Source organism: Brevibacillus nitrificans (assembly GCF_003710965.1).
In the GTDB taxonomy this organism is placed as follows: domain Bacteria; phylum Bacillota; class Bacilli; order Brevibacillales; family Brevibacillaceae; genus Brevibacillus; species Brevibacillus centrosporus.
This window is the reverse complement of sequence record NZ_RHHU01000003.1, coordinates 184,894-210,782: the sequence shown is the minus strand read 5'-3', so window position 1 is coordinate 210,782 and position 25,889 is coordinate 184,894. Positions and strand designations below refer to the sequence as shown.

Annotated in this window: 28 protein-coding genes; 2 read left to right on the top strand and 26 right to left on the bottom strand. The window is 45.9% G+C overall.

Annotated elements, in window-relative coordinates; translation table 11 throughout:
• Window position 1 precedes the first annotated feature (1 nt).
• The 19 genes from fliE to EDM59_RS02845 form a co-directional block, all read right to left on the bottom strand.
• On the bottom strand, window positions 2-301 hold the full coding sequence (gene fliE, locus EDM59_RS02935) for a flagellar hook-basal body complex protein FliE (RefSeq protein ID WP_122922263.1): 300 nt from the start codon (window positions 299-301) through the stop codon (window positions 2-4).
• An 18-nt stretch (window positions 302-319) separates the two neighbouring features.
• On the bottom strand, window positions 320-778 hold the full coding sequence (gene flgC, locus EDM59_RS02930) for a flagellar basal body rod protein FlgC (protein ID WP_092266654.1): 459 nt from the start codon (window positions 776-778) through the stop codon (window positions 320-322).
• 3 nt (window positions 779-781) lie between these two features.
• Window positions 782-1,195: a flagellar basal body rod protein FlgB gene (flgB, locus tag EDM59_RS02925; protein ID WP_122922262.1), complete on the bottom strand. Its 414-nt coding sequence runs from the start codon at window positions 1,193-1,195 to the stop codon at window positions 782-784.
• Between the two features lie 375 nt (window positions 1,196-1,570).
• On the bottom strand, window positions 1,571-2,350 hold the full coding sequence (gene codY, locus EDM59_RS02920) for a GTP-sensing pleiotropic transcriptional regulator CodY (RefSeq protein ID WP_092266652.1): 780 nt from the start codon (window positions 2,348-2,350) through the stop codon (window positions 1,571-1,573).
• A gap of 39 nt (window positions 2,351-2,389) precedes the next feature.
• Window positions 2,390-3,787, bottom strand: coding sequence for an ATP-dependent protease ATPase subunit HslU (hslU, locus tag EDM59_RS02915; RefSeq protein ID WP_281274547.1), 1,398 nt, complete (start codon window positions 3,785-3,787; stop codon window positions 2,390-2,392).
• Between the two features lie 20 nt (window positions 3,788-3,807).
• On the bottom strand, window positions 3,808-4,350 hold the full coding sequence (hslV, locus tag EDM59_RS02910; RefSeq protein ID WP_122922261.1) for an ATP-dependent protease subunit HslV: 543 nt from the start codon (window positions 4,348-4,350) through the stop codon (window positions 3,808-3,810).
• A 17-nt stretch (window positions 4,351-4,367) separates the two neighbouring features.
• Window positions 4,368-5,309 carry a tyrosine recombinase XerC gene (gene xerC / locus EDM59_RS02905; protein WP_092266649.1) on the bottom strand — a complete coding sequence of 314 codons (942 nt, stop codon included), beginning with the start codon at window positions 5,307-5,309 and terminating at the stop codon, window positions 4,368-4,370.
• A gap of 61 nt (window positions 5,310-5,370) precedes the next feature.
• Complete coding sequence (gene trmFO, locus EDM59_RS02900) at window positions 5,371-6,684, bottom strand: FADH(2)-oxidizing methylenetetrahydrofolate--tRNA-(uracil(54)-C(5))-methyltransferase TrmFO (protein WP_092266648.1); 1,314 nt, start codon at window positions 6,682-6,684, stop codon at window positions 5,371-5,373.
• 30 nt (window positions 6,685-6,714) lie between these two features.
• Window positions 6,715-8,793, bottom strand: coding sequence for a type I DNA topoisomerase (topA, locus tag EDM59_RS02895; RefSeq protein ID WP_122922260.1), 2,079 nt, complete (start codon window positions 8,791-8,793; stop codon window positions 6,715-6,717).
• 108 nt (window positions 8,794-8,901) lie between these two features.
• Entirely contained in the window at window positions 8,902-10,008 is a 1,107-nt protein-coding gene (dprA, locus tag EDM59_RS02890; RefSeq protein WP_246010878.1) for a DNA-processing protein DprA, read from the bottom strand.
• A 122-nt stretch (window positions 10,009-10,130) separates the two neighbouring features.
• Window positions 10,131-11,033, bottom strand: a complete 903-nt coding sequence (gene sucD, locus EDM59_RS02885) for a succinate--CoA ligase subunit alpha (RefSeq protein ID WP_122922259.1) — start codon at window positions 11,031-11,033, stop codon at window positions 10,131-10,133.
• Between the two features lie 48 nt (window positions 11,034-11,081).
• On the bottom strand, window positions 11,082-12,242 hold the full coding sequence (gene sucC / locus EDM59_RS02880) for an ADP-forming succinate--CoA ligase subunit beta (protein WP_092266645.1): 1,161 nt from the start codon (window positions 12,240-12,242) through the stop codon (window positions 11,082-11,084).
• A gap of 186 nt (window positions 12,243-12,428) precedes the next feature.
• The gene (locus EDM59_RS02875) at window positions 12,429-13,487 is read right to left on the bottom strand and encodes a hypothetical protein (protein ID WP_122922258.1); all 1,059 of its coding nucleotides are present in this window, start codon (window positions 13,485-13,487) and stop codon (window positions 12,429-12,431) included.
• A 39-nt stretch (window positions 13,488-13,526) separates the two neighbouring features.
• Window positions 13,527-14,420, bottom strand: a complete 894-nt coding sequence (locus tag EDM59_RS02870; RefSeq protein ID WP_122922257.1) for an AlbA family DNA-binding domain-containing protein — start codon at window positions 14,418-14,420, stop codon at window positions 13,527-13,529.
• Window positions 14,421-14,504: 84 nt separating this feature from the next.
• Window positions 14,505-14,837, bottom strand: coding sequence for an SCP2 sterol-binding domain-containing protein (locus EDM59_RS02865; RefSeq protein WP_122922256.1), 333 nt, complete (start codon window positions 14,835-14,837; stop codon window positions 14,505-14,507).
• Window positions 14,838-14,933: 96 nt separating this feature from the next.
• A complete protein-coding gene (locus tag EDM59_RS02860; RefSeq protein ID WP_092266641.1) occupies window positions 14,934-15,248 on the bottom strand; it encodes a YbjQ family protein in 315 nt (104 codons plus the stop codon).
• A gap of 146 nt (window positions 15,249-15,394) precedes the next feature.
• Complete coding sequence (locus EDM59_RS02855; RefSeq protein ID WP_122922255.1) at window positions 15,395-16,201, bottom strand: diguanylate cyclase domain-containing protein; 807 nt, start codon at window positions 16,199-16,201, stop codon at window positions 15,395-15,397.
• On the bottom strand, window positions 16,198-16,554 hold the full coding sequence (locus tag EDM59_RS02850; RefSeq protein ID WP_122922254.1) for a hypothetical protein: 357 nt from the start codon (window positions 16,552-16,554) through the stop codon (window positions 16,198-16,200). Before EDM59_RS02850 ends, EDM59_RS02855 begins: the two co-directional genes overlap by 4 nt.
• 30 nt (window positions 16,555-16,584) lie before the next feature.
• The gene (locus EDM59_RS02845; protein WP_122922253.1) at window positions 16,585-17,307 is read right to left on the bottom strand and encodes an EAL domain-containing protein; all 723 of its coding nucleotides are present in this window, start codon (window positions 17,305-17,307) and stop codon (window positions 16,585-16,587) included.
• 552 nt (window positions 17,308-17,859) lie between these two features.
• Here EDM59_RS02845 and EDM59_RS02840 point away from each other — a divergent pair.
• A complete protein-coding gene (locus EDM59_RS02840; protein ID WP_122922252.1) occupies window positions 17,860-18,171 on the top strand; it encodes a protease inhibitor I42 family protein in 312 nt (103 codons plus the stop codon).
• Window positions 18,172-18,186: 15 nt separating this feature from the next.
• On the opposite strand, the gene EDM59_RS02835 is transcribed toward EDM59_RS02840, so the two are convergent.
• From EDM59_RS02835 to EDM59_RS02810, 7 genes are all read right to left on the bottom strand, one after another.
• Entirely contained in the window at window positions 18,187-19,734 is a 1,548-nt protein-coding gene (locus EDM59_RS02835; RefSeq protein WP_122922251.1) for a YifB family Mg chelatase-like AAA ATPase, read from the bottom strand.
• A gap of 66 nt (window positions 19,735-19,800) precedes the next feature.
• Window positions 19,801-21,198 (bottom strand): aldehyde dehydrogenase, encoded by a 1,398-nt coding sequence (locus EDM59_RS02830; RefSeq protein ID WP_122922250.1) that lies wholly within the window; start codon window positions 21,196-21,198, stop codon window positions 19,801-19,803.
• A 16-nt stretch (window positions 21,199-21,214) separates the two neighbouring features.
• The gene (locus EDM59_RS02825) at window positions 21,215-21,538 is read right to left on the bottom strand and encodes an ArsR/SmtB family transcription factor (RefSeq protein WP_122922249.1); all 324 of its coding nucleotides are present in this window, start codon (window positions 21,536-21,538) and stop codon (window positions 21,215-21,217) included.
• 156 nt (window positions 21,539-21,694) lie between these two features.
• On the bottom strand, window positions 21,695-21,850 hold the full coding sequence (locus EDM59_RS30920) for a hypothetical protein (RefSeq protein WP_175530479.1): 156 nt from the start codon (window positions 21,848-21,850) through the stop codon (window positions 21,695-21,697).
• Between the two features lie 105 nt (window positions 21,851-21,955).
• Entirely contained in the window at window positions 21,956-22,429 is a 474-nt protein-coding gene (gene lspA / locus EDM59_RS02820; protein WP_122922248.1) for a signal peptidase II, read from the bottom strand.
• Window positions 22,430-22,514: 85 nt separating this feature from the next.
• Window positions 22,515-23,222, bottom strand: coding sequence for a hypothetical protein (locus EDM59_RS02815; RefSeq protein WP_122922247.1), 708 nt, complete (start codon window positions 23,220-23,222; stop codon window positions 22,515-22,517).
• Between the two features lie 153 nt (window positions 23,223-23,375).
• Window positions 23,376-24,689: an Ig-like domain-containing protein gene (locus EDM59_RS02810; RefSeq protein WP_122922246.1), complete on the bottom strand. Its 1,314-nt coding sequence runs from the start codon at window positions 24,687-24,689 to the stop codon at window positions 23,376-23,378.
• A 224-nt stretch (window positions 24,690-24,913) separates the two neighbouring features.
• Between EDM59_RS02810 and EDM59_RS02805 the strand changes: the two genes are divergently transcribed.
• Window positions 24,914-25,732 carry a methyl-accepting chemotaxis protein gene (locus EDM59_RS02805; protein WP_183192785.1) on the top strand — a complete coding sequence of 273 codons (819 nt, stop codon included), beginning with the start codon at window positions 24,914-24,916 and terminating at the stop codon, window positions 25,730-25,732.
• The last annotated feature ends 157 nt before the right edge of the window (window positions 25,733-25,889 follow it).

The window sequence follows — 25,889 nt, the reverse complement described above, 5'->3', positions numbered from 1 at the left end:
ATCATATCGACATGCGCATGATTTCTTGATAGGACTCGATCACCTTGTTACGTACCTGTAAGGTCATCTGCAACATGTTGGTAGCTTTTAAACCCGCTACCGTAACCTGATCAATACTTTCAATTTCTCCAGCCGCAAACTTGTCACCCAAAATGGCGGAATCTACTTGTGCTTGATTGACTTGATTCAACGCATCCGATAAGAAGGATCCGAAATCATTGGTTACCTGAGCTGGCGTTTGCAGCTTGTTCACGCTTGTCGTCTGAATCGGACTAACTTGAGAAAGTGACTGAATATCCATCGATTACTTGCTCCCCTTCTACCTGATTTCCAAGGCTTTCATCATCATGCTTTTCGATACATTCAATACCGTGAGATTCGCCTCGTACGATCGGGAAGCAGAAATCATATCTACCATTTCCTTCATCATGTCCACATTCGGCATGAGTACGTACCCATCTTGGTCGGCATCTGGATGTTCGGGATCGAACACACGTTTAAACGGTGTTTCGTCTTCCTTGATCGCTGTTACTCTGACGCCGTTATCTCCATTCTTCCCGGCGATATTCCCCACGGCTGCTTGCAGCAAATTATCGAACGACTCACTCGACTTGGGGGAAAGCTCTACCATTTTGCGTTTGTAAGGTTGCCATACGCCATTCACGAAGTTTGCTCTTGTTGTCTCTGCGTTTGCAACGTTGGAAGCCACTGTGTCCAGGCGCAGCCGATTGGCTGTTAGCGCTGAAGCACTCGTGTTGATTCCCTGAAAGAGATTCATAACCTATTTCCCTCCGCCGTCAATTACGCTTCGTATTTTTTGCAGTGAACCTGTTGTTAATTGGGTTAGACCGCTATACCAGATGTAGTTTTTCGCCAGCTCGGTCTGTTCGGATTCCATATCGACATCGTTCCCGTTGTTTTGCACGTTGTTGTTCGGATTAGAAACGATTTGCGGTCGAGCAAAGCTCCCCGCATTTGCAAAAGGAATGTGCTTTGAGCTGGTACGATAGGCTTCCAGGGTTTGCCCACCAAGAGTGCCACTTAATTCCTGCTGCAGGTAATCTTCGAAAACGACTTGCTGGCTTTTAAATTGTGGGGTATCTATGTTCGCTAGATTGTTCGCGATCGTTCTGTGTCGTAAGTTCGCAGCATCCATCGATCGCTCCAGGACCTGCAGGTGATAACTTCCCAGCATCGTTTCTTACTCCCCCATCTGTTTCCATTTCATTTTCTCTGATACGCTATATTTCTTCCAGATTCGACATCTGAGATACGTAACAATCATAGCAAAACTGTAATACTGAAAAAAGCCCCTTTTCATGACGATTTTCAAAATGATTCAATGGCACTAAATCCCTGATAATTCCTGATTTTTTACTACTTTTGACAAATACAAATGGGAAAATCCCATATATTTGAAAGGTAATATGTTCATATTTTCGTATTTTGGATTCTAAAGATTCTGTCGGAAATTGTTGGAATTAGGTATAATTACCCATGAAAAAAGGTGTAGCATCTAGTAGAGCTACACCTTTTGTTCAATAGACTATAACTTTTGAGCCATATGTGTTTAAGAGGTTTTCAACTTCTCCAACTCTGGCAGCAGTTTTTCATTCAATACTTTAATGAAAGTACCCTTCATACCGAGAGAACGAGATTCAATGACACCCGCACTTTCCAATTTACGAAGCGCGTTTACAATCACGGAGCGAGTGATTCCCACACGGTCTGCAATTTTGGAGGCAACCAGCAAGCCTTCTTTACCTTCGAGCTCTTCAAAAATATGTTCAACCGCTTCCAGTTCACTGTAAGAGAGGGAACCGATAGCCATTTGTACGACAGCTTTGCTGCGCGCTTCTTCTTCAATCGCTTCAGAACGCTCGCGCAAGATTTCCATCCCTACCACTGTTGCCCCTACTTCAGCCAAAATCAGGTCATCATCTACGAATTGATCGTTAATGCGGCCCAGAATCAGTGTTCCCAAGCGATCGCCTCCACCCATGATTGGAACCAGTGTCGTCCAACCAGCGCGGAATACTTCTTTCATTTCTACTGGGAAAATGGTGTACGGACTCTCCACATCCAGGTTAGCAGAGGTTTCTTCTACTTTCAGCAAACCTTGGCTGTAGTCTTCTGGAAAACGACGATCTTCCAGCATTTTACGAATACGTGCATTGTCCATTTCTTGATGGATAGCAAAACCGAGCAGTTTACCTTTGCGGCTGACTACGAACGTATTTGCTTCAATCACATCGCTCAATACTTGCGCCATCTCGTTGAAGTTGACGGCATGACCAGCAGACTTCTGCAACATGCGGTTAATTCTTCTAGTTTTTGACAGTAGATCCATCTCTATTTCCTCCCAATGTATGGTGATGCTATTCCAATCTTACAGGATATATCGGCTAAGATCCTTGTTACCCGCGATGGTACCCAGCTTTTGCTGGACGTACTCAGGCGTGATTTGAACAACTTCCAGGTGGATGTCAGGCGCTTCAAAGGATAGATCCTCTAAGAGCTTCTCCAAAATCGTGTGTAGACGTCTCGCACCGATGTTATCTGTGCTTTGGTTGACTTCTGCTGCAAGACGTGCCAGCTCTTGAATCGCTTCCGGTGTAAATTCTACTCGTACACCTTCCGTTTCCAAGAGTGCGACGTACTGTTTCAACAGCGCATTTTTCGGCTCCGTCAAAATTCGCACAAAATCTTCTACACGCAGACTGGTCAGCTCAACCCGGATGGGGAAGCGTCCTTGTAGTTCCGGAATCAGATCAGATGGTTTCGCCATGTGAAAGGCACCCGCTGCAATAAACAGCACGTAGTCAGTCTTGACCGGACCGTACTTGGTCATAACGGTCGAACCTTCTACGATTGGCAGTATATCGCGCTGAACGCCTTCACGAGATACGTCTGGACCACGTCCATCCTTTCCCGCGATCTTGTCAATTTCGTCAATGAAGATGATCCCATGATTCTCAGCTCGACGAATGGACTCCTGCGTGACTTCATCCATATCCACCAGTTTTTGCGCTTCTTGCTGAATTAATACCTTTCGCGCTTCTTTTATTCGCAATTTTCGTTTCTTCGTTCGTTTCGGCATCAGGCTACCTAACATATCCTGCATTTGCATCCCCATTTGTTCTGTACCCGGAACCTGGAACATATCAAACATGTTAGGCGACTGATCTTCCACATCGATCTCGATCATCTGCTCTTCCAGCTGTCCATTGGCCAATTGCCAAGCCACTTGTCTGCGCTGCTGCTCGATCGATGCGTCTTCTGCGTCATGATTGGATGTTTGTTGTTGCTGTTGTCCGCCAAAGAACATTTCCAGGGGATTTTTAAACGAATTTTGAGGCTTGCGACTTGGAACAAGCACGTTTACGATCGCTTCATTCGCCAGGTTTTCCGCTTTTTCTTTTACGGATTCCATCTTTTCCTGTTTTACGGTGCGAATGGATGCTTCAACTAAATCCCGAACCATGGACTCAACGTCTCTGCCTACGTAGCCCACTTCTGTAAATTTTGTTGCTTCTACCTTAATAAAGGGAGCCCCCGTCAATTTGGCAATACGACGAGCGATTTCCGTCTTACCCACACCAGTCGGTCCGATCATCAAAATATTTTTCGGCACGACTTCCTCAATGATTTGTTCCGGCAAGCGACTGCGGCGATAACGGTTGCGCAAGGCCACGGCTATGGCTTTCTTGGCTTGTGCTTGCCCGACGATGTATTTGTCCAAGTGCTCTACAATCTTACGCGGGGTTAATTGCTCAAGATTCAACACGTAATCGTCCTCCCTTATGTTCAATTCATTTCATCGACAACTAGGTTGGTATTTGTGAATACGCATATTTCCGCAGCCGTAAGAAGAGATGCTTCTGCTATTTCTCGAGCACTCAGATGAGGGGCATACTTTTTCAGTGCCCGTCCAGCAGCCAGTGCAAAGCTGCCTCCAGAGCCGATTGCCAAGATGCCATCATCCGGTTCAATAATCTCACCGTTACCAGAGATCAGCAGCAAGCTGTCTTTGTTAAGAACAATCATCATTGCTTCAAGGCGTTGTAGGACTTTGTCCATTCGCCATTCTTTTGCCATTTCGACGGCAGCTCTCTGAAGATTGCCGTGATACTCCTCCAGCTTGCCTTCAAATTTCTCGAATAATGTAATGGCGTCTGCGACGGACCCAGCGAAGCCAGCCAAGACTTCTCCGTGGTAGAGCCGTCTCACTTTTTTTGCACCGTTCTTCATGACCATGCTATTGCCAAAGGTGACTTGACCATCTCCGGCCATCGCTACGGATCCATTATGTTGTATGGCAAAAATCGTAGTGGCATGAAACTGTCCCATGTCAGATTCCTCCCGTTTTAGGTACGATTGGCGGAACCGGTATCCCGCGTATTGGCACGCGGATGTGCGGTGTCATATACATGGCGAAGTCTCTCCTTGGTTACATGCGTGTACACTTGCGTCGTCGAAACGTTCACATGCCCCAGCAATTCCTGAACGGTACGAAGATCCGCACCGCCATTCAGCATATGGGTAGCAAATGTATGACGAAACGTATGTGGGGACACACGTAGATGGAGAGCGTACGTCTCAACGTATTTGTCTATCACGCGGCGAACGCTACGATCCGATAACGGCTCACCACGGTAGTTGACTAGAAGATATCCATGCTCATTTTGACCAGCTAGCAATTTCGGCCTGCCCTCATCTAGGTATTGCCGAAGAACGTCGCACGCATAACTCCCTACTGGCACATAACGCTCTTTTGCCCCTTTTCCAAAAACGAGCGCGACACCGATGCTCGGATTAATCGCCTCAAGAGACAGCGTAACCAGCTCCGTTACTCGAATGCCGCTTGCGTACAGCAGTTCAAAAATCAGTCGATCTCTCATTCCTAGAGGAGTCGTCATGTCAGGTAGATCAAAGAAAGTTTGAACTTCTTGTGGATACATAAAAGTAGGAAGTTTTTTCTCCATTTTCGGAGTCGAAACGAGTTGGAATGGATTCTGTTCTAGTTGACCTTCACGCAGCAAAAAACGATACAAGCTTCGCAAGCTTGACAGCTTACGAGCCATGCTTCGCCTGGAGAGACCTCTTTTCGCTAGATGCGCGAGAAAGGAGCGTCCGTGCAAATAAGAAACAGCAGCAAATACGGTGATTTGGTGCTGTTCCATAAAAGCGACAAATTCGCAGATATCTGCCACATACTGCTTCACCGTGTGAGGAGAGGCGTTCTTTTCAACTTGCAAATATCGGGTAAACATCGCAATGTCCGCAGAGTTTTGTTGCGAAATGTCCATGTGGGATGCACCCTCCTCAAAGCATCTATATAGTACCACAGTCGAAATTCGGATTACAACTTTAATTGTGTCGTTCTTGTGTAAAATTCTGAATTGTATCTAGCGCCCGCTCAGCAAGCTTTTCGTTCTTTTCTCGCTTATTTCGAATCCTTTCAGGTAACTCCGGAACCAGTCCGAAATTCGCATTCATTGGCTGAAAATGCTTCGAATCTGCGGTTGTGATGTACCGTGCCATACTTCCCATTACTGTCTCAGGTGGAAGGACAATCAGTTCTTCGCCTTTTACCAGACGAGCTGCATTAAGCCCCGCGAGCAGTCCGGAAGCTGCCGATTCGACATATCCTTCCACTCCCGTCATTTGGCCAGCAAAGAACAAGGTATCGCGCTCTTTATATTGATACGTTGGTTTCAGCAGTTTAGGCGAGTTAATAAAAGTATTTCGATGCATAACACCGTAGCGTACAATCTCGCAGTTTTCGAGACCAGGAATCATGGAAAATACTCGTTTTTGTTCCGGCCATTTCAAATGTGTCTGAAAGCCTACGATGTTATACAAGGTTGCAGCCCCATTGTCCTGGCGAAGCTGCACAACCGCATAGGGCTTTTTGCCTGTTCGCGGATCAGTCAGTCCTACAGGCTTTAACGGGCCAAACAACATCGTTTGACGTCCGCGCTTTGCCATTACTTCAATCGGCATGCAGCCTTCAAAGAAGACTTCTTTCTCGAATTCTTTCAGCGGTACGGCCTCGGCTGCAATCAATTCGTCGTAGAATCGATTAAACTCTTCCTCGGACATCGGACAATTCAGGTAGGCAGCCTCGCCTTTGTCGTAACGGGAAGCGACAAAGACCTTCTCCATATCGATGGAGTCTTTTTCTAAAATAGGCGCTGCCGCATCGTAAAAGTAGAGATAATCTTCTCCTGTCAGCCCTCTGAGCTGCTCGGACAGAGCTGGTGAAGTCAATGGGCCAGTCGCAATCACGACCACCCCTTCTGGAATTTCAGTGATCTCTTCCGAAATAACCTCTACGAGTGGGTGGTTGCGAACAGCGTCCGTTACGTACTCAGCAAACTCATGTCGGTCCACGGCAAGCGCTCCACCAGCTGGCACCGCGCAGCGATCGGCCGCACTAATGATGACAGAGCCGAGACGACGCATTTCTTCCTTTAATACACCTACTGCATTCGTGAGCGAGTTCGCCCGTAGAGAGTTGCTGCAAACCAGCTCAGCAAACTTGTCAGTATGGTGAGCTGGCGTTTGCGTCTTCGGTCTCATTTCATATAGTTTCACTGGCACACCAGCCTGGGCGATCTGCCAAGCAGCCTCACTTCCTGCTAGGCCTGCACCCACGACGGTGATAGTCGGTTGTGTCATGATGATAATCCTCCAAGCTTACATATCTCTTTAGGAATCAGCTTCTTCTTGATAATCGCATTTGGTGCAAGCGACGCTCACACCCTGCTTTTTGCGTTTCTTTTCAACCAGCATGCTTGCACATTTCGGGCAAGGACGCGAGATCGGTTTGTCCCATGAGACAAAATCGCATTCCGGGTATTGATTGCAGCCGTAAAAAATGCGGCTCTTCTTAGATTTACGTTCGATGATCTCTCCGGTTTCACATTGCGGGCATTTTACTCCGATTTCTTTTACGATCGGCTTCGTATTGCGGCAATCCGGGAAGCCCGAGCAAGCCAGAAACTTACCGAAGCGTCCTAGCTTGTAAACCATGACGCGACCGCAAAGCTCACATGTTTCATCGGATTCTTCATCTTTTAATTCGACTTCCTTCATTTCCTCTTCGGCAAAGGATACACGTTTGGCGAAGTCTCCGTAGAACGCATCCAGTACCTCCACCCAATTGGCGATGCCTTCTTCGATACTATCCAAACCGTTCTCCATATGAGCGGTAAACTCCACATCGAGAATCTCCGGGAAGAACTCTTCCATCAGCGTGATGACGATTTCTCCCAATTCGGTAGGAATGAAGCGTTTTTCCTCGAGGGCGACATAGCCGCGCTTTTGAACCGTTTCCAGTGTCGGGGCGTATGTAGATGGACGACCGATCCCTCTCTCCTCGAGCGTCTTTACCAGACGTGCTTCCGAGTAACGCGGAGGCGGCTGCGTAAAGTGCTGGCTAGGTTCGATCTCTTTTTGCACGAGCGTTTGTCCTTCTTCAATCGGAGGCAGGAAGCTTTCTTCTTCTGTACCGTCATCGTTTCCTTCAATATATACCTTCATAAAGCCAGGAAACTTCACTTTGGAGCCAGTCGCACGGAAAGTCACATCGCCTGCAGCAATATCCACACTCATCGTATCCAAAACAGCAGAAGACATCTGACTCGCGAGGAAACGCTCCCAGATCAGCCTGTAGAGGCGAAGCTGATCACGCGATAAAAACTCTTTGATCTCGTCAGGCGTCCGCATAACGGCTGTTGGACGGATCGCTTCATGGGCATCCTGAGCGTTCTCGTTCTTGGCTTGTGTGCGCTGTTCTGCCAAAACGTACTCGGCACCGAACTTTTCCAGTATGTATTCTTTTGCTTCCTCTTGAGCTGTTACAGAGATCCGTGTGGAGTCCGTACGCATGTAAGTAATCAAACCGACAGCGCCTTCTTTGTTGCCCACGTCAATTCCTTCATATAGCTCTTGCGCAATCCGCATGGTCTTTGCTGTGCGGAAATTGAGCTTTCGTGCTGCTTCCTGCTGCAGGGAACTTGTGATGAACGGAGGTGCTGGATTGCGTTTGCGCTCCCGTTTCGTTACCTTTTGAACGACATACGGCTGATCAGCCATCCGCTTGTAAACTTCCTGTACATCAGCTTCTGTGTGCAGCTCAACCTTTTCATCACCATAGCCATAAAATTTGGCTTCAAACTCTTTGCCATTGCTAATTAGCTTACTTGCAATGGTCCAATACTCTTCCGGTATAAACTGTTGAATCTCCCGTTCCCGGTCCATGACTAGTTTTACGGTTACGGATTGTACACGACCTGCACTCAGGCCTTTGCGTACTTTTTTCCACAAAATCGGACTGATATTATAACCGACCAATCTGTCCAAAATGCGGCGTGCCTGCTGGGCGTTCACCAAATCCATATTGATGTGACGAGGGTGTTTGAAAGCTTCCTTGATGGCATCCTTCGTAATTTCATTAAATACAACACGGAGCGGCTGGGTCAAATCCAGTCCCAAGTATTGTGCCAGATGCCACGCAATTGCTTCCCCTTCGCGATCCGGGTCAGCCGCCAGATAAACTTTCTTTACTTTTTTGGCAGCATCCTTCAGAGCCTTCAATACGTCGCCTTTACCGCGAATGGTTATGTATTTGGGTTCAAAGCCATTTGAAACGTCGACACCCGTTTGACTCTTTGGGAGGTCGCGTACATGGCCCATAGAAGCTTTTACGATATATTTGCTACCCAGATATTTTCCAATGGTTTTCGCTTTCGCAGGGGATTCTACGATTACGAGCGTGTCAGCCATTTTTTTCCTCCCCTTTTAGTAAGGAATCTTCCCTATTATTAAATATGCTTATCCGATTTGTCAAACACTTGCAAGGCATAGGGGAGAAGGAGGAAACAAGAAATCACTTTATCGCCTCGCGAAAAACCCTCCTGGAAGGCTGACAATCTTTCCTTTTGTTTCCAATTGCAGAAGACTTCGATGAACTTTTTGTTTTGCTTCGGGCGTGAGCTGAGAAATCAATTCGTCCACATGAGTCCCTTCATACGACAAGATGCGCAGGACCGCCTTTTCATGCTCGTCGAGAAGCGGGACTGCTCCCTCCTGCTGCCTGTTTGTTGACTGTAATGGCGAAAAAATATGACTCCATTCCTCCAGCACATCTGCACTTGATGTTACTAGCTTTGCTCCTTGTTTGATCAAGTTATGCGGTCCGGCGCTTACTAATGAAAAAATTGATCCAGGAACCGCAAAAACATCCCTTCCCTGCTCGAGCGCACAGTCAGCCGTTACCAGCGAGCCACTTTTTTCGGCACCCTCTACCACTAATATCCCCAGACACAGTCCGCTGATGATACGATTCCTCTCTGGAAAAAGACCTGGTAAAGGTGGCGTTCCCGGTGGATATTCAGAAATCAACAGGCCGAAAGACTCAATCTTCCTGTATAATTCGCGGTGTCTGGACGGATAAATCTGATCGATTCCACACCCAAGAACACCTACCGTTTTCCCAGCAGACTGAAGCGTTGTCAAATGCGCTTCTCCATCAATGCCATACGCAAGCCCTGACACAATCACTAAGCCTTGCTCTGACAGCTCCTTTACCAGAGTCGAACAGCATGCTTTTCCATAGGGAGTCGGTCTACGCGATCCGACAACACCAATCGACGGCTGATGCAGCAAAGAGGTGTCTCCTTTGCAGAAAAGAGCAAGAGGGGAATCAGGGATGTGCCGTAATTGCTCCGGAAAATCTTGATCCAAAAAACAAAGATATTGGACATTTCCCTTCTCTCTAGCCTGCAGCAAGAATAAAACTTTTTCTTCCTTTATATGTTCGCGCACTTCCTGTGATACCTTTGCCGGCAGCTTCAGAAATGCATCGGCCGCCTCCCAGTTTTTCACCGCTTCCGACACCGATCCATAAACATCGTAAAGGGCACGTATTCGCCTTCTGCCAAGACCTGTGACCAGCAACAACGCGTACAGCCAATCTCTTTCTTGAATCTCTCCCATCATCAACACGCTCCCCACGTACGGATCAGTCGCTTCGAGAGCTATTGTATCCAAAGACAGAAGGCGGTTCAAAAAAGAAAAAGACAGACAAGTCGTAACTTGTCCGCCTTTTTGTCTCAACAAGCTTATTTGTTCAATACTTTATCGAGCATGCCTTTTTCAGTCAGCAGCTCAACAAGTGTTTCACCGATCACAGCTGGAGTTTTTGCTACGCGAACGCCACATTCTTCGAGTTTCGCGATTTTTTCAGCTGCTGTACCTTTACCACCGGAAATGATCGCACCAGCGTGGCCCATGCGTTTTCCTGGAGGTGCAGTTTGTCCGCCGATGAAGCCTACTACTGGTTTTTTCATGTTCGCAGCGATCCACTCAGCTGCTTCTTCTTCTGCAGTACCACCGATTTCACCAATCATGATAACGGCTTCTGTGTCTGGATCTTCGTTGAACATTTTCAGTACATCGATGAACTCCATCCCTTTTACAGGGTCTCCACCGATACCAACAGCAGTGGATTGACCAATGCCGCGAGTAGAAGTTTGGTGTACTGCTTCATACGTCAAGGTACCGGAGCGGGAAACGATACCCACTTTACCTGGAGTATGGATGTAACCAGGCATGATACCGATTTTGCACTCGCCTGGTGTGATAACGCCAGGGCAGTTTGGACCTACGAGGAGGGTTTTCTTACCTTCCATGTAGCGTTTTACTTTTACCATGTCCAGAACTGGGATACCTTCTGTGATGCAGATAACCAGGTCCAGCTCAGCGTCTACCGCTTCCATGATCGCGTCGGCCGCAAATGGAGGAGCAACGTAGATAACGGATGCATTTGCACCAGTTTCAGCTACTGCTTCTGCTACTGTGTTGAAAATTGGAATACCGTCAACTTCTGTGCCACCTTTACCAGGTGTTACACCGCCCACCATTTGTGTACCGTACTCAACGGCTCCGCGAGTGTGGAACAGACCAGTTGCACCCGTAATCCCTTGTGTAATGACTTTTGTATTTTTATTAACGAGAATACTCATCGCGTATTATTCCCACCTTTTTTTGACGTATCTAACTGCCTAAAAAGATTACTTCACCAAAGCTACGATTTTCTCAGCGCCATCTGCCATGGATTCAGCAGCAACGATGTTCAAACCGGACTCGTTGAGGATTTTCTTACCAAGGTCTACGTTCGTACCTTCAAGGCGAACAACCAATGGTTTGTCCAATTTGATTTGTTTCGCTGCGTTCACAACGCCATTTGCAATAACGTCGCACTTCATGATACCGCCGAAAATGTTAACGAAGATCCCTTTAACTTTTTCGTCGCGCAGAATGATTTTGAACGCTTCGGTTACTTTCTCTTCAGTAGCTCCGCCCCCAACGTCGAGGAAGTTAGCAGGATCTCCACCGTAGAATTTCACGATGTCCATAGTAGCCATCGCCAGACCAGCACCGTTTACCATGCAACCGATGTTACCATCGAGAGCGATGTAGGACAGGTCAAATTTGGAAGCTTCGATTTCTTTCTCGTCTTCTTCATCCAGATCGCGCAGAGCCACGATGTCAGGGTGACGATAGAGAGCGTTGCTGTCGAAGTTCAGTTTCGCATCCAGTGCCATTACTTCACCGTCGCCAGTAACAACCAGTGGGTTAATTTCAGCGATAGAAGCGTCTTTGTCAACAAATGCTTGGTACAAGCTCATCATGAACTTCGCCGCTTTGTTGATCAGCTCTTTCGGGATATTGATTGCATAAGCCAGTCGGCGAGCTTGGAAAGCGTTCAAGCCAGTAACTGGATCGATAATTTCTTTGAAGATTTTTTCCGGAGAGTGAGCAGCTACTTCTTCGATCTCCGTACCGCCCTCTTCAGATGCCATCATAACTACGCTGCCTGTAGCACGGTCTACAACTACACCCACGTAGTATTCTTTCTTGATGTCGCAGCCTTGTTCGATCAGAAGGCGTTTTACTTCTTTTCCTTCTGGACCTGTTTGGTGAGTAACCAGTACTTTGCCAAGAATTTCCTGAGCATATGTACGAGCTTCATCCAGATTTTTTGCTACTTTCACGCCGCCCGCTTTACCGCGGCCACCTGCGTGAATTTGCGCTTTTACTACAACTACTTGTGTGCCGAGCTCTTTTGCAGCTTCTACTGCCTCTTCAACTGTGAAAGCAACGCGACCTTCCGGAACTTTCACACCGTACTGCTTAAGTATCTCTTTACCTTGATACTCATGAATGTTCATTCTCCATCCTCCTATGGCAGATAAAGATCGGCTGGTTAAATAACTGATACATAAACAAAGTTCTGTTCCAGTCCTAACCGCCACTATCAGTGCAACAGTAACTATTCTACGACAAAAATTGCAAAAGTGGTAGTCAAATTGTTCTCTTTATCGTGACCATAATTGTTTGGATTCATGTCGTGTTCCTTATTTTCTCGAAGGTTTCAATAAATCCCAAATCGCTTTTTGTAATTGATTATGCAAATACCACTCGTCATCGATTCGAAAATGCAGAGAATAAAAGATCACCGAATGCTCTTCTCCATTGACCTTAAAATGGACACGATACTCTTCTGCCCCGACATGATCCGGCTGCTTTTCTATCGGTGCCGCTGTCTTGAGCATGCGGACCGCTTGCTGTGCCAAACCTTGCTCGACCGTGCTCTGCGTAACGTCCAGATCCAGATTATCCACAGCCATTTGACCCGTTTTTTCAAATCTTACTGCGGTTGCTTTAAACAGCTTATCAAACGACTGATTGGCCATTTCTTTTGGGACTAAATATTCGGTCAGCTGTGAAAACAGCTTTCCATCTACATGGTAGAAATGAGTGTCTCTGCCAAACGGGATGGAAATGAGTGTCGGTGTCAGTACGGTAACATCCAGCGGTCGTTCATCTGAATCAATGCGCAGTCGGTAGTTTGGATAAAGTGGATACTTCTGCAAGTTTTTTTCATTTTCTGGCACCGCTTCGCTCAGTACCTTTTGTATGTACAATGTGTCTTTCTCTGCCAATGCCAAGGACTGGGACAGATCCTCTGCGCTCAGCACCATGTTGTTTTTCCCTTGCTTCAAAAGCCCCATTCCAGTTAAGCGATGCACCCACTCATAAAAAGTAACCGCCCCTGGTCCCCGATACGTGCTCTCTCCAAACTGACTTGCCCGCTCCCCTACCGTGACAACCAACGGCGCAAGCTGCTTGCGGTACAGAACTAGGGTAAAGAGAACTTCTTCTTGCTTCAGTGGATCATTGGACAACTGCAAATCTTTTCCTTGTGTTTGTAGCTCGTTCAGAAAAGCAGGCAAGTCTAACATGACTTCTTGACCATCGGTGGACATCACCGTTACTCGTTCTACCGTCCCCAGCTCTGTTTCAATTCGATCCCTCATGTCGGCATCCATTACGCGGGTATCCTGCGCACAACCAGTCATTACTGTGCATGCCACCACGAATGATAGCAAATAGGCACGTATAGACGATTTCATGCAGCAATCCTCCTTCATGTATACATCTGTCAGATCGTGCTACAGAAGTCCTAATCGACGGCTGATTTCACTGCCAAGCTTTCTTTTTACGTAGATTTCTCCGATCTGATGAGGATCTTTCACCATAACGGAACGGTTATTTGTGCGGATCACAACGTATTTCTCGCCGTTTTTGTCCAAGCCGCAGATTAATTCCGAGGCGACCTCCACGAAAATGGCTACAACATACTGGTCTTGAACCTTCTTCAACGAAATTTTGGGAAAAGGAGACAGCAACGGTGATGTCTTATCCTGGATGTATTGCGTTATCGCCAGCAGGTACTTATCCGGGTCTCCATATTGTTCGATCTCATGATTGATCCCTGTTATAATCCCTTCATCGGTGATACCGAGAAACAGGTTTCCATTATTTGAATTTGCAAACGCCACAATCGTCTTTATGATCCCATTTTTTGACAACAGAAAGTCGCGTTTGAATTCAATCATGTCATTTTCACCTAACTGGGTAGCCACGGCGGGATCATCTACTCTGCCCAAATAACGGAATCTGCTGATCGCTCCCAATCGATATACATACTCTTCAAAAATATCAGCTGGCAATGACAGTTCTTCCAGAACCGCGTCGGTATTCTGCCACAATTTATACGTTTGCGGAGCGAAACACATGTCAAATAATACGGTTGTTCCTAGTGAACGTATGTTCATTCCAATTGCAGCAGGCTTTACGTCAGTTGAACAGTAGGGCGGATCACTCTCTACCTCCAGCACGCCTGAATGAAGCAGATAGTCAAAATAATGTCGAGGCAGTTTAGCTTCCTGCTTGAGCAAGCCTCGCTCCACTTGTTCTCGCTTCGTTTCCTGGTAGAAGTCAAATTGAACGAATTCTTCATCTAAGTGAGTTACGACCGCTACAAATGAACAATTATGGCGCATATTTTCCCTCGTTCTTTTGATTTAGCAAACCGTAGTTCGGTGGTCATATTTTACAGGAATCCTTTGCTCATTGCCTAGTTTTTTCTACGATTGGTATGCATTCAGAATCGTTTGCAGCTTTAAAGAGTAACCGAGTTCGCCTTTTATTTTTACTTTGCCCATCATAAATGCAGCCGTTGGATTCAGAGTTCCTTCCACCAGTTTAATGAAATTTTCGTCAGAGAGCTCCAGTGTACATTTTGCTTCGTCTGGCGTTCCTTTGACATAAGAAGCCTGATTGCCTGCGAATGTCACTTGATAATTGCCGCTTTCCGCTCCGCTTATCAAGAAATGGTACACTGCGTGAAAACCATTCACAGCATGGGGATTGGCATTTATCTTCTCTTCCAGGTTCCTTAAGGTTTGTTCTACCGACATGTTTCCCTCTCCTCTTTCTACTAACTACTTTTCTTTTTACACAATTCATTTCGTCCTTTTTCGTCTACGAAAAAAAGAAAAGCCGGTTTTCCCGGCTTACTTTACACGAACAGCAGTTCCAGTAGCAATGACCATCATCATGCCTTCGCGCAGAGTCTCAAAATCGAGGTCTACCCCTATCACTGCATTCGCACCGAGCGATTTTGCTTTGTCCTTCATCTCACGAATAGCAAGCTCACGTCCTTCTGCCAGCTTACTTTCATACGACCCGCTTCTTCCCCCGATAATGTCCGTGATCCCTGCCAAAAAGTCACGTACCACGTTTGCACCCATAATCACTTCACCGGAAACGATGTCCAGATAGGCTTCGATTTCTTTTCCTTGTAATGTACTCGTTGTAGAAACGATCATGTAAAATGCCTCCTGTTTACTCAGTCATTTGCTTCTCTTCGTTATACGAAGAAACCCCAGCGAAGTTACATTTTTTCTATCGAATGCTCCTTTATCGTCATCAAACAGTGTATGCCCGAAGCGCAGCAGCTATTCTCAGATTTCTCTTACAGATGCATGGACTCCCTCTTCCTTTTCGCTTTCGTCGAGAGCAAGCTGGCACGCGCAATGTGCTCACGAAGGGGCTTGTCGAAAAAATCGGGCTCTCGAAATCCATTGAGATGTCCTACCGCTGCCGAAACCATGACATCATGGATAGGAGTAGGTTTGTCTATGGTCTCCATGCATTCTTTTACCCACTCGTCAGAGGCGGTCGTGATCAGGACGAATTCATCTCCGGCATAGCGGCACAAGTAAGTGTCATCATTGGACTGCCATTCAGACAGAGCTGCAGAGAACATGCGAATGACATCATCTCCAAAGGGGTGGCCATACCGTTTGTTGATCTTTCCAAAATCGTTCACGTCAATGAAAAGCATATGAAAGGGCTTCCCTTCGCGAAGAAGCTTTTCCCCCATATATTGAATATACGGTGCCCGGTACAAGCCGGTCAGCGGATCGATAAATTCAGCTACCTTTAATTGGACATCCTCTCTCGTTACGACCCCAATCAATTCTTCTTCGTTCATGACCAGGAGCAGCTCATCGTCGTGTTCCTGCAAGAGAGCGTGTGTCTCCCAAACATCATCTTCCGGTGAAATGCGGATCGGCAGTACGTTCATAGCATCCGCTACAATGCGATTGGGATGAGTAGAACGCAATTGCCGAGAAGTCACGATTCCCATCAACTCTCCGTGGTCCACAACAACAAGAGCATCAGTACTGTACGCATTCATTTTCTCTGCCGCAAAAGAAACGCTTTTGTCAGAGGTAATGGTGCTGACTGTCGTTGTCATGATTTCGGAGATATTCATAGCAGATCCACCTCTCGTTTCACCGACATCGCTATTTTCAATTCGGAACGCAGCACCATCGATTCGCTTATCATGCGTTCAGCCTCTTCCAAAATGATCGACATCAGCAGCTTCTCATCGATCATTTGCAGCAGAGAGCTGCGCAGCAGCACTGCTTCTATTTTGGGATGCTCCATTTTTATGAGGGTGAACTGTTCTGGAGACAATGCTTCCGCCATTCTCCTTACAGCTTCCGGTCCGATAGGCGCTTTTCTTCCCACAATGAGCATATCCTGCATCGGGGGTACTTCAAATTCAGATATATTCAGCGTCAAGGTAGCTTTCCGCGTAATCGCATTGCTTTCGCCAATCATATGTATTCCTCCATTCCATCCGGGTATTGCTTACTTGCCCAGCAGTGCACCAGGCTTTCCGAATAAATACCCTTGACCGATCGTTACCCCTATAGAGGCAGCGCAGGCCAGATCCTCTTCTTCTTCTACTCCCTCCAGAATCAACTGGGACGCATCACGGCAATATTCCACAAACAGCCTTACTACTTTTTGTTTATCATGGGATACAGACAGATTCTGGGAGAAAAAGCGATCCATTTTAATAAAGTCCGGTGCAATCTCAATAATCTTCCGGAAGGTTGTCGTCCCTTCTCCTACATCGTCCAAAGCGATTAGAAAACCGATATCTCGCAAATCCATGATTCTTTGCAAGAAGATCGGCTCATTCCATATTTTCCCTTCCATAATCGATTCGTTGATTTCAAGTACGATCTGGTTTAAGTAAGGTTCAAAATCACGCACGACCTCTTGAATAAAGGCCGGAAATGTAGCTTCAACGATTGTGGAAGGGAAAATATTTACAAATAATAGTTCTCCTCCCTCACGATCAGAGGATCGAAAGAAAGTGAGGATCGCATAATAAAGAGACCGAGTATCCAGCTCTAACAAGGCATTGGTTTCTTTTACTAATTGAAACAATACTTCGGGATTCCCATTTTCTTTGCTTCGCAGTAAGGCCTCGTACGCAATTCGCTCTTTCCCTGGAATACTGCAAATCGGTTGAAATGCGTGGTAGTATTCCTTCTCTTTAAATAACTTCTCAATGCTTTTCATCAGTTTTCCTTTCCCTTTCCCATTTCTAGCAAAAGATGAACATCAGAAAATGAGGCTACGTCATAACGTGCTGACGGAGCCTTGATTTTCTTTATGCTTTCATCCTTTATCGCTACTGAAATTAAGCTATTACGAAAGTACAAAGAAAAAGCTTCTCCCAATTGAGAGGAGCAAAATCGGTCAACTCATTCTTTTGGAAGTTCGGGAAGCGATCTAAGAAGGAAAGACATATCATTGCTTTGACAATAATAATTAGCTGACGATGCTCGTGATGTCTGCTTCCCAATCACGACTCTAGGAAATATAGAGCAGAGAAACCAGTGATTTATTCGACATTTTATGTCTTTATTCCTATTTATTCGTCAATATTTTTCATAATCCTTTCCAATTCACTCAAAATACCTACAAAAATTCGGGACAATTCCTTTTCGTCACGAATTTGTAAAGAGGGTATGGTGGATTGGTTTATGGCTATTAGTGGCCACTCACCTATTTGCGGATCAATCATATCCTAATAAAAGAGACGGATCGTAAAAGAAAGGATGAGTTCTTGTGGTAGACTCCACTACCCGTACGCTTCGTGTATTAGCTGGTCATGCCTTTGTCCTGACTCTCGATGCCAACCCGACTACCGGTTATCAATGGATGCTGTCGAACCCTTTGGACGGCCGCTTCTTAACCTTGCTTTCAAATGAGTTTATCCCACCTGCATCTTCAGGGCTTATCGGGCAAGGCGGCCATCAACAGTTGACCTTTCAGCCATTGCGTCCTGGAATGACCTCTATTGCGTTAAAATACTGCCGCCCCTGGGATGACAGTGATTGTGCCCACTTTTCATTCACAATTGTCCAAATCTCCGGGTAGCTAGAGACTCTCTGATCAAAATGAGATACCCCGATCAAGAGCACGATAACGAATGGCTTCCGCAACATGTGTAGACTCTATCTGTACTTTGCCCTCCAGATCAGCAATCGTTCGGGCGACTTTCACAATGCGGTCATAGGCTCGTGCACTCAAGCCAAGCGTTTCAAAGGCTATCTGCAGCAGCTCCTGGCTTTCTTTATCTAGGGAGGCAAATTTGCGAAGCTCGCTCCCACTCATCGCACTGTTAAAAGGAGTGCCCTGCCTTTTTATGTACCGCTCTCCCTGAATCACTCGTGCTTGCTCCACTCGATACAAAATGTCAGCGGACGATTCTTCTCTCGTTCGCTTATTCAAGTATTGGACAGGTACTCGGGGTACTTCCAGATGCAAGTCGATCCGATCTAATAGAGGTCCCGACAGTTTAGACCGATATTTTTGGATTTGCTGGTGCGTACACGTACAAGCTTGCTGGTCACGACTGCCATAGAAGCCGCATGGACAAGGATTGCACGAACCAATCAACAGGAAGCGAGCTGGGAACGTAAATACTTGCTTTGCTCTCCCGATCGTCACGATGCCCGCTTCTAACGGCTGTCGCAAAACTTCCAGTACATGCCTGGAAAATTCGGGCATCTCGTCGAGAAAGAGAATCCCGCCATGCGCCAAGCTGCACTCTCCTGGCCGAGGAATTTGGGCGCCCCCTCCAATGAGCGCTGTAGCCGTAATCGTATGGTGCGGCGAGCGGAATGGTCGCTTCTGAATCAATCCGCTTGTCCGGGTTAGCTGTCCGGCAATGCTATATATTTTTGTCACTTCATAGGATTCATCTATGGTCATTTGCGGCATGATGCCAGGCAAGCACGTTGCCAATAGCGTTTTTCCGGATCCAGGCGGACCGACTAGCAGTACATTGTGAAAGCCTGCTGCCGCTATTTCCAGGCCGCGTTTGACGAATTGCTGGCCATATACATTGGCGAAATCTGGGGTCTCGCAGTCATTTTTGGAGGGCGGTTGTGTGGTAGCCATAAGATCATTGAAGCTCGTCTGATCCTGCTGTAAATCATGCTTCCAATAATGAACAGCTGCAGTCAGATCGGATGCTGGGAGTACGACAAGATCAACGAGCCTCGCCTCTGGGGCATTTTGTACAGGGAGAATAACGTGGGTGAAGCCTGTGCGTTTGGCTTCTAGGAGGATGGGTAAAACCCCTGTGACAGGACGCAGGGTCCCATCCAGTGCGAGCTCACCTAAAATGAGGATGCGCTCGGGACGGGCTGTGATTTGTTTCGACGCAAGCAGTATCCCAAAGGCAATAGCAAGATCAAATCCTGAGCCTTCCTTTCGGTGGTCGGCAGGTGCGAGATTGACGGTAATTCGCTGCATCGGGTAATCGTAGCCAGCATTGCGGAGTGCTGCCCGGACACGGTCCCTGGCTTCCTTCACTGCTGAACCGCCCAGACCGACCAGATCAAACTGCGGCAGTCCATTTGCGATATCCGTCTCTACCGTCACAACCATCCCATCGATACCAAAAACCGTGCCTGAATAGCTGCATGCATACATCGTGCAATCCCCCCTATTGGTAGGGTAGAAAATGTTTGTGGGGGGATGCAAATAATTATTGTGATTCTATTTCAAAAAGCGGCGAACCCATTTGAAGTTTTTCTCATTGTATGGCGGGAACAGCAGCGGTACATTTATTTTCGTACTGGTTTTAAGAACGCTCTTTTTGTGTGAAAAAGTAATAAAGCTATTCTCCCCATGATAAGCTCCCATACCAGAGTTACCAACCCCGCCAAAAGGCAGATCCGGGTTTGCCAAATGCGTTACCGTATTATTGATGCATACCCCACCTGAGGAAATTTCTGTTAACACTTTTTCTTCCACTTGTTTGTCCGAGGTAAACAGATAAAGGGCTAGCGGTTTCGATAGTTTGTTGATAGATTTGATCGCCTCATCTAAGTCACTGTACGTTAATAGGGGGAGAAGTGGGCCAAAGATCTCGTCTTCCATGGAAGGAGATGTCCACGTCGCTTCGATCAGCGTCGGTTCCATAAAACGAGTGTTCGGATTCGATGCTCCTCCGAAAATGATTTGGTTCTTCTCTTTTTCAAGAATGGCGTTTAATCGAGTAAAATGACGATCGCTCACAATGCGGCCATAGTCCTTGTTATCTTCCATTTTTTGTCCATAGAAGGCGAAAAGGGTTTGCTTCATTTCATCAATGAGATCGTTTTTAATGTCTTCGTGTACCATAAGGTAATCTGGGGCAACACAGGTTTGGCCCGAGTTTAACGTTTTGCCCCAAAGGATCCGTTTTGCAGCGGCTTTTACATCTGCACTTTTCTCTACAAGAACAGGGCTTTTCCCACCTAGCTCCAGTGTAACGGGCACAAGATTCTTGGCGGCTGCCTCCATCACAATTCTCCCCACCGGAACACTACCTGTGAAGAAAATATAATCAAAAGGTGCATGAATAAGGGACGTGTTCGTTTCAATTCCGCCTTCAACCGAACGAATATATGAACTGTCAAAAGTAATTTCCATCATTTCTGTAATGACAGCTGAGACATTAGGAACCAATTCAGAAGGTTTGAGAACTACGCAGTTTCCCGCTGCGATGGCCCCAATAAGCGGTTCGATCAGAAGCTGAAACGGATAATTGAATGGACCGATAATCAAAACTGTGCCATATGGTTCGTACCTAATCATGCTTTTGGACGGAAACAAGGTTAGTGGAGTCTTTACTTTTTTGGGCTTTGTCCATTTTTTTAAGCGCTTCATTGTATGCGTAATACTATGTAGCACGAATCCAATTTCTGAAGTGTAGGATTCAAAAGGATGCTTTCCTAGATCCGCTTGAAGGGCTTGCGTGATTTTCGATTCGTATTTACTGATTGTTTCTTTTAATATTTGTAATTGCTGCAAACGAAAATGCAAGTCTCTTGTTTGGTTGGTATGAAAGAAACGACCATGCTCTTTTAAAATATGTGTAACATTTTCTGGTGTGATTTCTTTACGCATCATAGGATTAATCATCCTCTTACTTCATATTTGAAGGACTGTTTACTACCTCTTCTTCTAAATGATTCGTCAGCTCTTTTAGTAGATGAATGGCATCTTGTAAAGAAGGAGAATAAAATCGCTGAGTACCTTTTTGCTGAACTTGAATCAAGCCTTGCTGACGTAATAATTTAAGATGATGCGAAACGGCGGGTCTAGAGAGACTTGACTGTTCCGCAATTTCATTTACTGTCATTTCACCTTTTTCACAAAGCTTTACAATCATTTTTTGTCTATGTGGGTCCTTTAAGATTTCAAATACGGGAATACACTTTTGGAACGTTTGTAACGATTTCGAACACATGTTGCCCCTCCATCGAATAGCGCTTGATAAATAACTTCAAGAACTTAAGCGTTTAAACATTTAAACATAATGTACACTCCTTTCATTTTCCTGTCAATTTGTCAGGGTTTACTATATACCCTACTCAAGTCAAAAGAAAAACCAGCTCTCCGCTGGTCAACGTTCTAACAAATGCATCCCGAGTATTACCAAGGCTACCGTAAGTACAATCAGGATGATATTGAAACTGATCGGCATTTTTCCACTTGTTTGAATCAGGCAGATCGCGCCAGCAGCGATTGACAGCATGCCAAATGCCCTTCTCATCGTCATAGACTCGTCCTCCCCGCTTTTCTCCCTTTCCAATAATGTATGGGGGACAGACGTTTTTAGACGTGCTAAGCTGCCCAGCATTGTTTTTTCGTACCCCTGTGGTCATCACCGTGCATTCTTCCTTCTTGCATACTTCATCCATTTGTCAACCACAAATGTACAAATGCCTTGAATCAGGAGCAATAGAATACCCACGTTAATGGCATGATCGGCTAAGTTGAGGATCCCATCTCCAGAACGTGACACTAAAAAATCGGTTACTTTCCCGAAGAGGATTCGATCGATTCCGTTTCCGGCAGCGCCCCCCACCAGAAAACCTAATCCGGCATTGATCATGATTCCTTTCGGCGCTTCATGCTTGCGGTAGTAGAGTACCCCAATGACAAACAAGATCGCCGCGACAGCAAACAGGCGCGCATACCCTTGAAACAGGCTAAAAGCCATTCCTGCATTTTCATAATGGGTGAGCTGAATGGGACCCATATAGATCGTTTCTCCAACAGACATAGTGACTCGTACGATGTATTTGGACAGCTGATCCGCCACCAATGTGAACAGCGCAGCCGAATAAAATGCCATAGGACTACCTTCTTTCTCATGTACAACGTGGAGTGGGTATGAAAAGACCCTCTCCCTATCGTGACACAAGGAGAGGGTCTGGCCATTATTCTACCACAATCTTGATCTCTTTTGTTTCTACGCGGTCGTATCTGGTTTGACTCGCTTTTACTTTCAGCGTGTATTCGCCTTTCTTCTCTGGCTTCCACAGGAATACTTTGCGGTAAATCCCACTTTTTCTGCTGGAACCGAGTTCCGTCACTTTTTGGTTAAACTCCAGTTTGGTAGTCACGTTGCTGTTGTACGTCACCAGGACAGGGATCTCTTCGCCCAGCTTTGCTGTAATCTGGTTAGGGGACACCGTCAAGTTTATTTTGTTTTTGTCGATGACTTTCAAACCTTCTGCCAGGTATGCTTCCACGATCTCGCCTTTGGCGTTCTTTTGCTTCAAACCAAAGAGAATCAAGTATGTACCTTCTGCTTTTGGTGTAAAGTATCCGGTCGTCGTGTAGTATTTCTTTGTACGGCTTAAGGTCGTCTTCACATTTTCTACTTTTTCACCGTTTGAGTTAAGAAAGGAGAACCTACCCTCGAGCTCGAGTTCCCCTACATATTCGGTATTTACTGTCAGCTTGTATTTCTTTCCTGCTTCCATGGTGCTTGGCAATCCTTGATACTCTGGTTTGATCTGTGCAGGGCTTCCTGTCGGTTCCGACTCGTTTGTTGCCCCTGAAGCATTTGCAGCACCTGCACCCGCAATCGATAGCCCGAAAGCTAGGACCAGAGCCATGAAAATCTTAACGTATGAATTCATATTATCCTCCCTATGAAATATACTATTTTTTCCATATTTTACATATTACCATCAATTTATTGAATTTCCAAACATAAACATTTTCGTATACGATAAAAAATGCCCACTGACTTTGGGAAAATGGAGTCAGTGGGCATTCATGTTTGGCTTTATTTATTTCACCGTTACTTTAATTTTTACGGATTCATCTTTATATTTTGCTGTAATAGTTGCAGTCCCTTTTTTCTTACCGGTAACTACACCTTTGCTTACTGTAGCAACCGAAGAATTGGAGGTACTCCAGGTCGCTTTGCTCGCTGTCAAGAACTTATCATCGTAGTAGAGGTCGATGGTCTCTTTTTTGCCTTTTTTGATGCTGATCGAAGTACTGTCAACTTCCAGCTGATTGGAGTCTTTGACTGTTACTTCGATTTCCACTTCATACCCTTTATACTTTGCTGTGATAACGGCTGTTCCTTTTCCTTTGGCGGTAATCACACCCTTGCTTACTGTAGCAACAGAAGATTTGGATGTCGACCAGGTTGCGCTGGATGCTGATAAATTCTTACCGTCATACGTCAATTTGATCGTTTCTTTTTCTCCCTTTTTCAAGGAAATCTCGTCGTCTTTCGCTTCCAGCTTGCCGGAGCTGCTACCGTCGACGTTTACTTCAATTTCAACTTCGTAGCCTTTGTATTTTGCAGTGATGATCGCCGTTCCTTTTCCTTTGGCCGTTACTTCACCATCATCTACCGTAGCTACGGAAGACTTGGAAGTTGACCAAGTTGCTTTCGAACCCGAAAGGCTCTCGTCATCATAGCGCAGCTTGATCGTTTTCTTTTCACCTTTGTCTAGGTACAATTCACTCTCAGTCGCTTCTAGTTTTCCAGAAGCAGTGCCATCAACTGTAACGTCAATGGCAACAGTCAATCCCGCATAAGTAGCTCGAATCACCGCAGTACCATTTGCTTTGGCTGTGATTACCCCTTTGGAAACATTGGCAACGGAGCTATTCGAAGTAGTCCATGTAGCCTTTTTTGAATCAATGTTTTTCCCATTGTATTTCAATGTGGCGGTTTGTTCTTTCCCTTTTTTCAACGTAATTTTCGTCACATTTGCGTTAAGGACGTCCGGTGCGGTTACCGTTACTTTAATCGAAAGGGTTTGACCGCTGTATTTCACATTCAAAAAAGTTGTTCCAGTCCCTTTCGCAGTTACAACACCTTTGCTGACAGTTGCAACAGCGCTGTTGTTCGTGCTCCATGTAGCGCGAGATGCATCTACTGTTTGCCCATTATACGTCAACTTCACTGTAGCCGTTTTATTTGTCTTCAAATTGACTACTTTGACATTCGCTTTTAATCCCTCGGCTTGCGCCTGTACGGTTGTTTGGGCATATGTACTCGTTGGTAACCCGAAATGGACTGCACACGTCGTAGCCAAAGCTAGCGTCAGTGTTTGAAAAATCTTTCTCTTCATTTGATTCATGATTTACCTCCTAAATGTTTTCCTATATCATTTGACGTAGGATGTGGAAAAATGTCACATTCACTCGGCCACTTTTTTTGAAAAACATTTGTTTTTTTTATAACTTTTGTCTACTCACATTTTTCTTCGTTTTTGCCGATTCAAGTAAAAACAGAAATCCACTCACCATGATTGATCTTTTGATTCCGTTTTAGATGAGAGAATATACAGGGGGAATTTACTACATGTCGCCAAAATTAGAAGCATTGCTAGCATGCCTGGAGGAAATCAAGGCGAGTCAAGCAGAAGACGCATGTGTCGCCTTGACGGATACGGAAAAGTACTTAGCCTTTTTAAAAAGTAATACACTATCGATGGAAACGAAGCCTGGAACCTTAATCGGCGAGATCAAGGGCACCATAACGGAGAAGGCACTGCGCAGTGGAAAGAAAATGACGCAGGAGCAGGGACCAGAGGTTTGCGGGGTCCCCTATATCTCTTCGGCTACCCCTATTTTTGAAGATGGAAAGCTCGTCGGGTGCCTCACGATTTTGACTGCCAATACCAAGATTGAAAACATCCGCACCGTCTCCTCTTCGCTCGCAGCTACTGTAGAGGAAATGACGGCAACAGCCGATCAGGTTGCCGCTGCCTCTATCCATGTCAATGAACAAATCCTCACGGTCTCCAGTGAATCTCAGTTCGTGACTGCGGAAATTGAAAAGATTTTTAAAGTCCTATCCTTCGTAAACGATATGGCATCACAATCCCACATGCTCGGGTTGAATGCGGCGATTGAGGCAGCTCGAGCTGGAGAGCATGGACGTGGGTTTAGCATCGTGGCGAACGAGATCCGCAAAATGGCTACCCAAAGCAAGGAGGCTTCGGAAGAAATTCAAAAGCAGCTGAAATTCATTGAAAGCTCTATTCAAAAAATGAACGTCTCTATTCAATCCGTCAGCTCAGAATCACAAAACCATGCTGCCAGCATTCAAGAGCTCCGGGCAGCCTTCGATCACATAGCCGGCACGGCAACCGAATTAAACGACCAGATTCGTAAGTAATTTAACCTTTTTCTCATGTACCCTGCTTGTCCGATCAGGCAGGGTTCTTTGTTTTCTCACAAAAAAATGCTTCCCAGCTAATACGCTGGAAAGCTCATGTTGATGCTTGGAGGAGTTTCATCGCGTCGAGTACAGTACATAGTACGCTGATTCACAG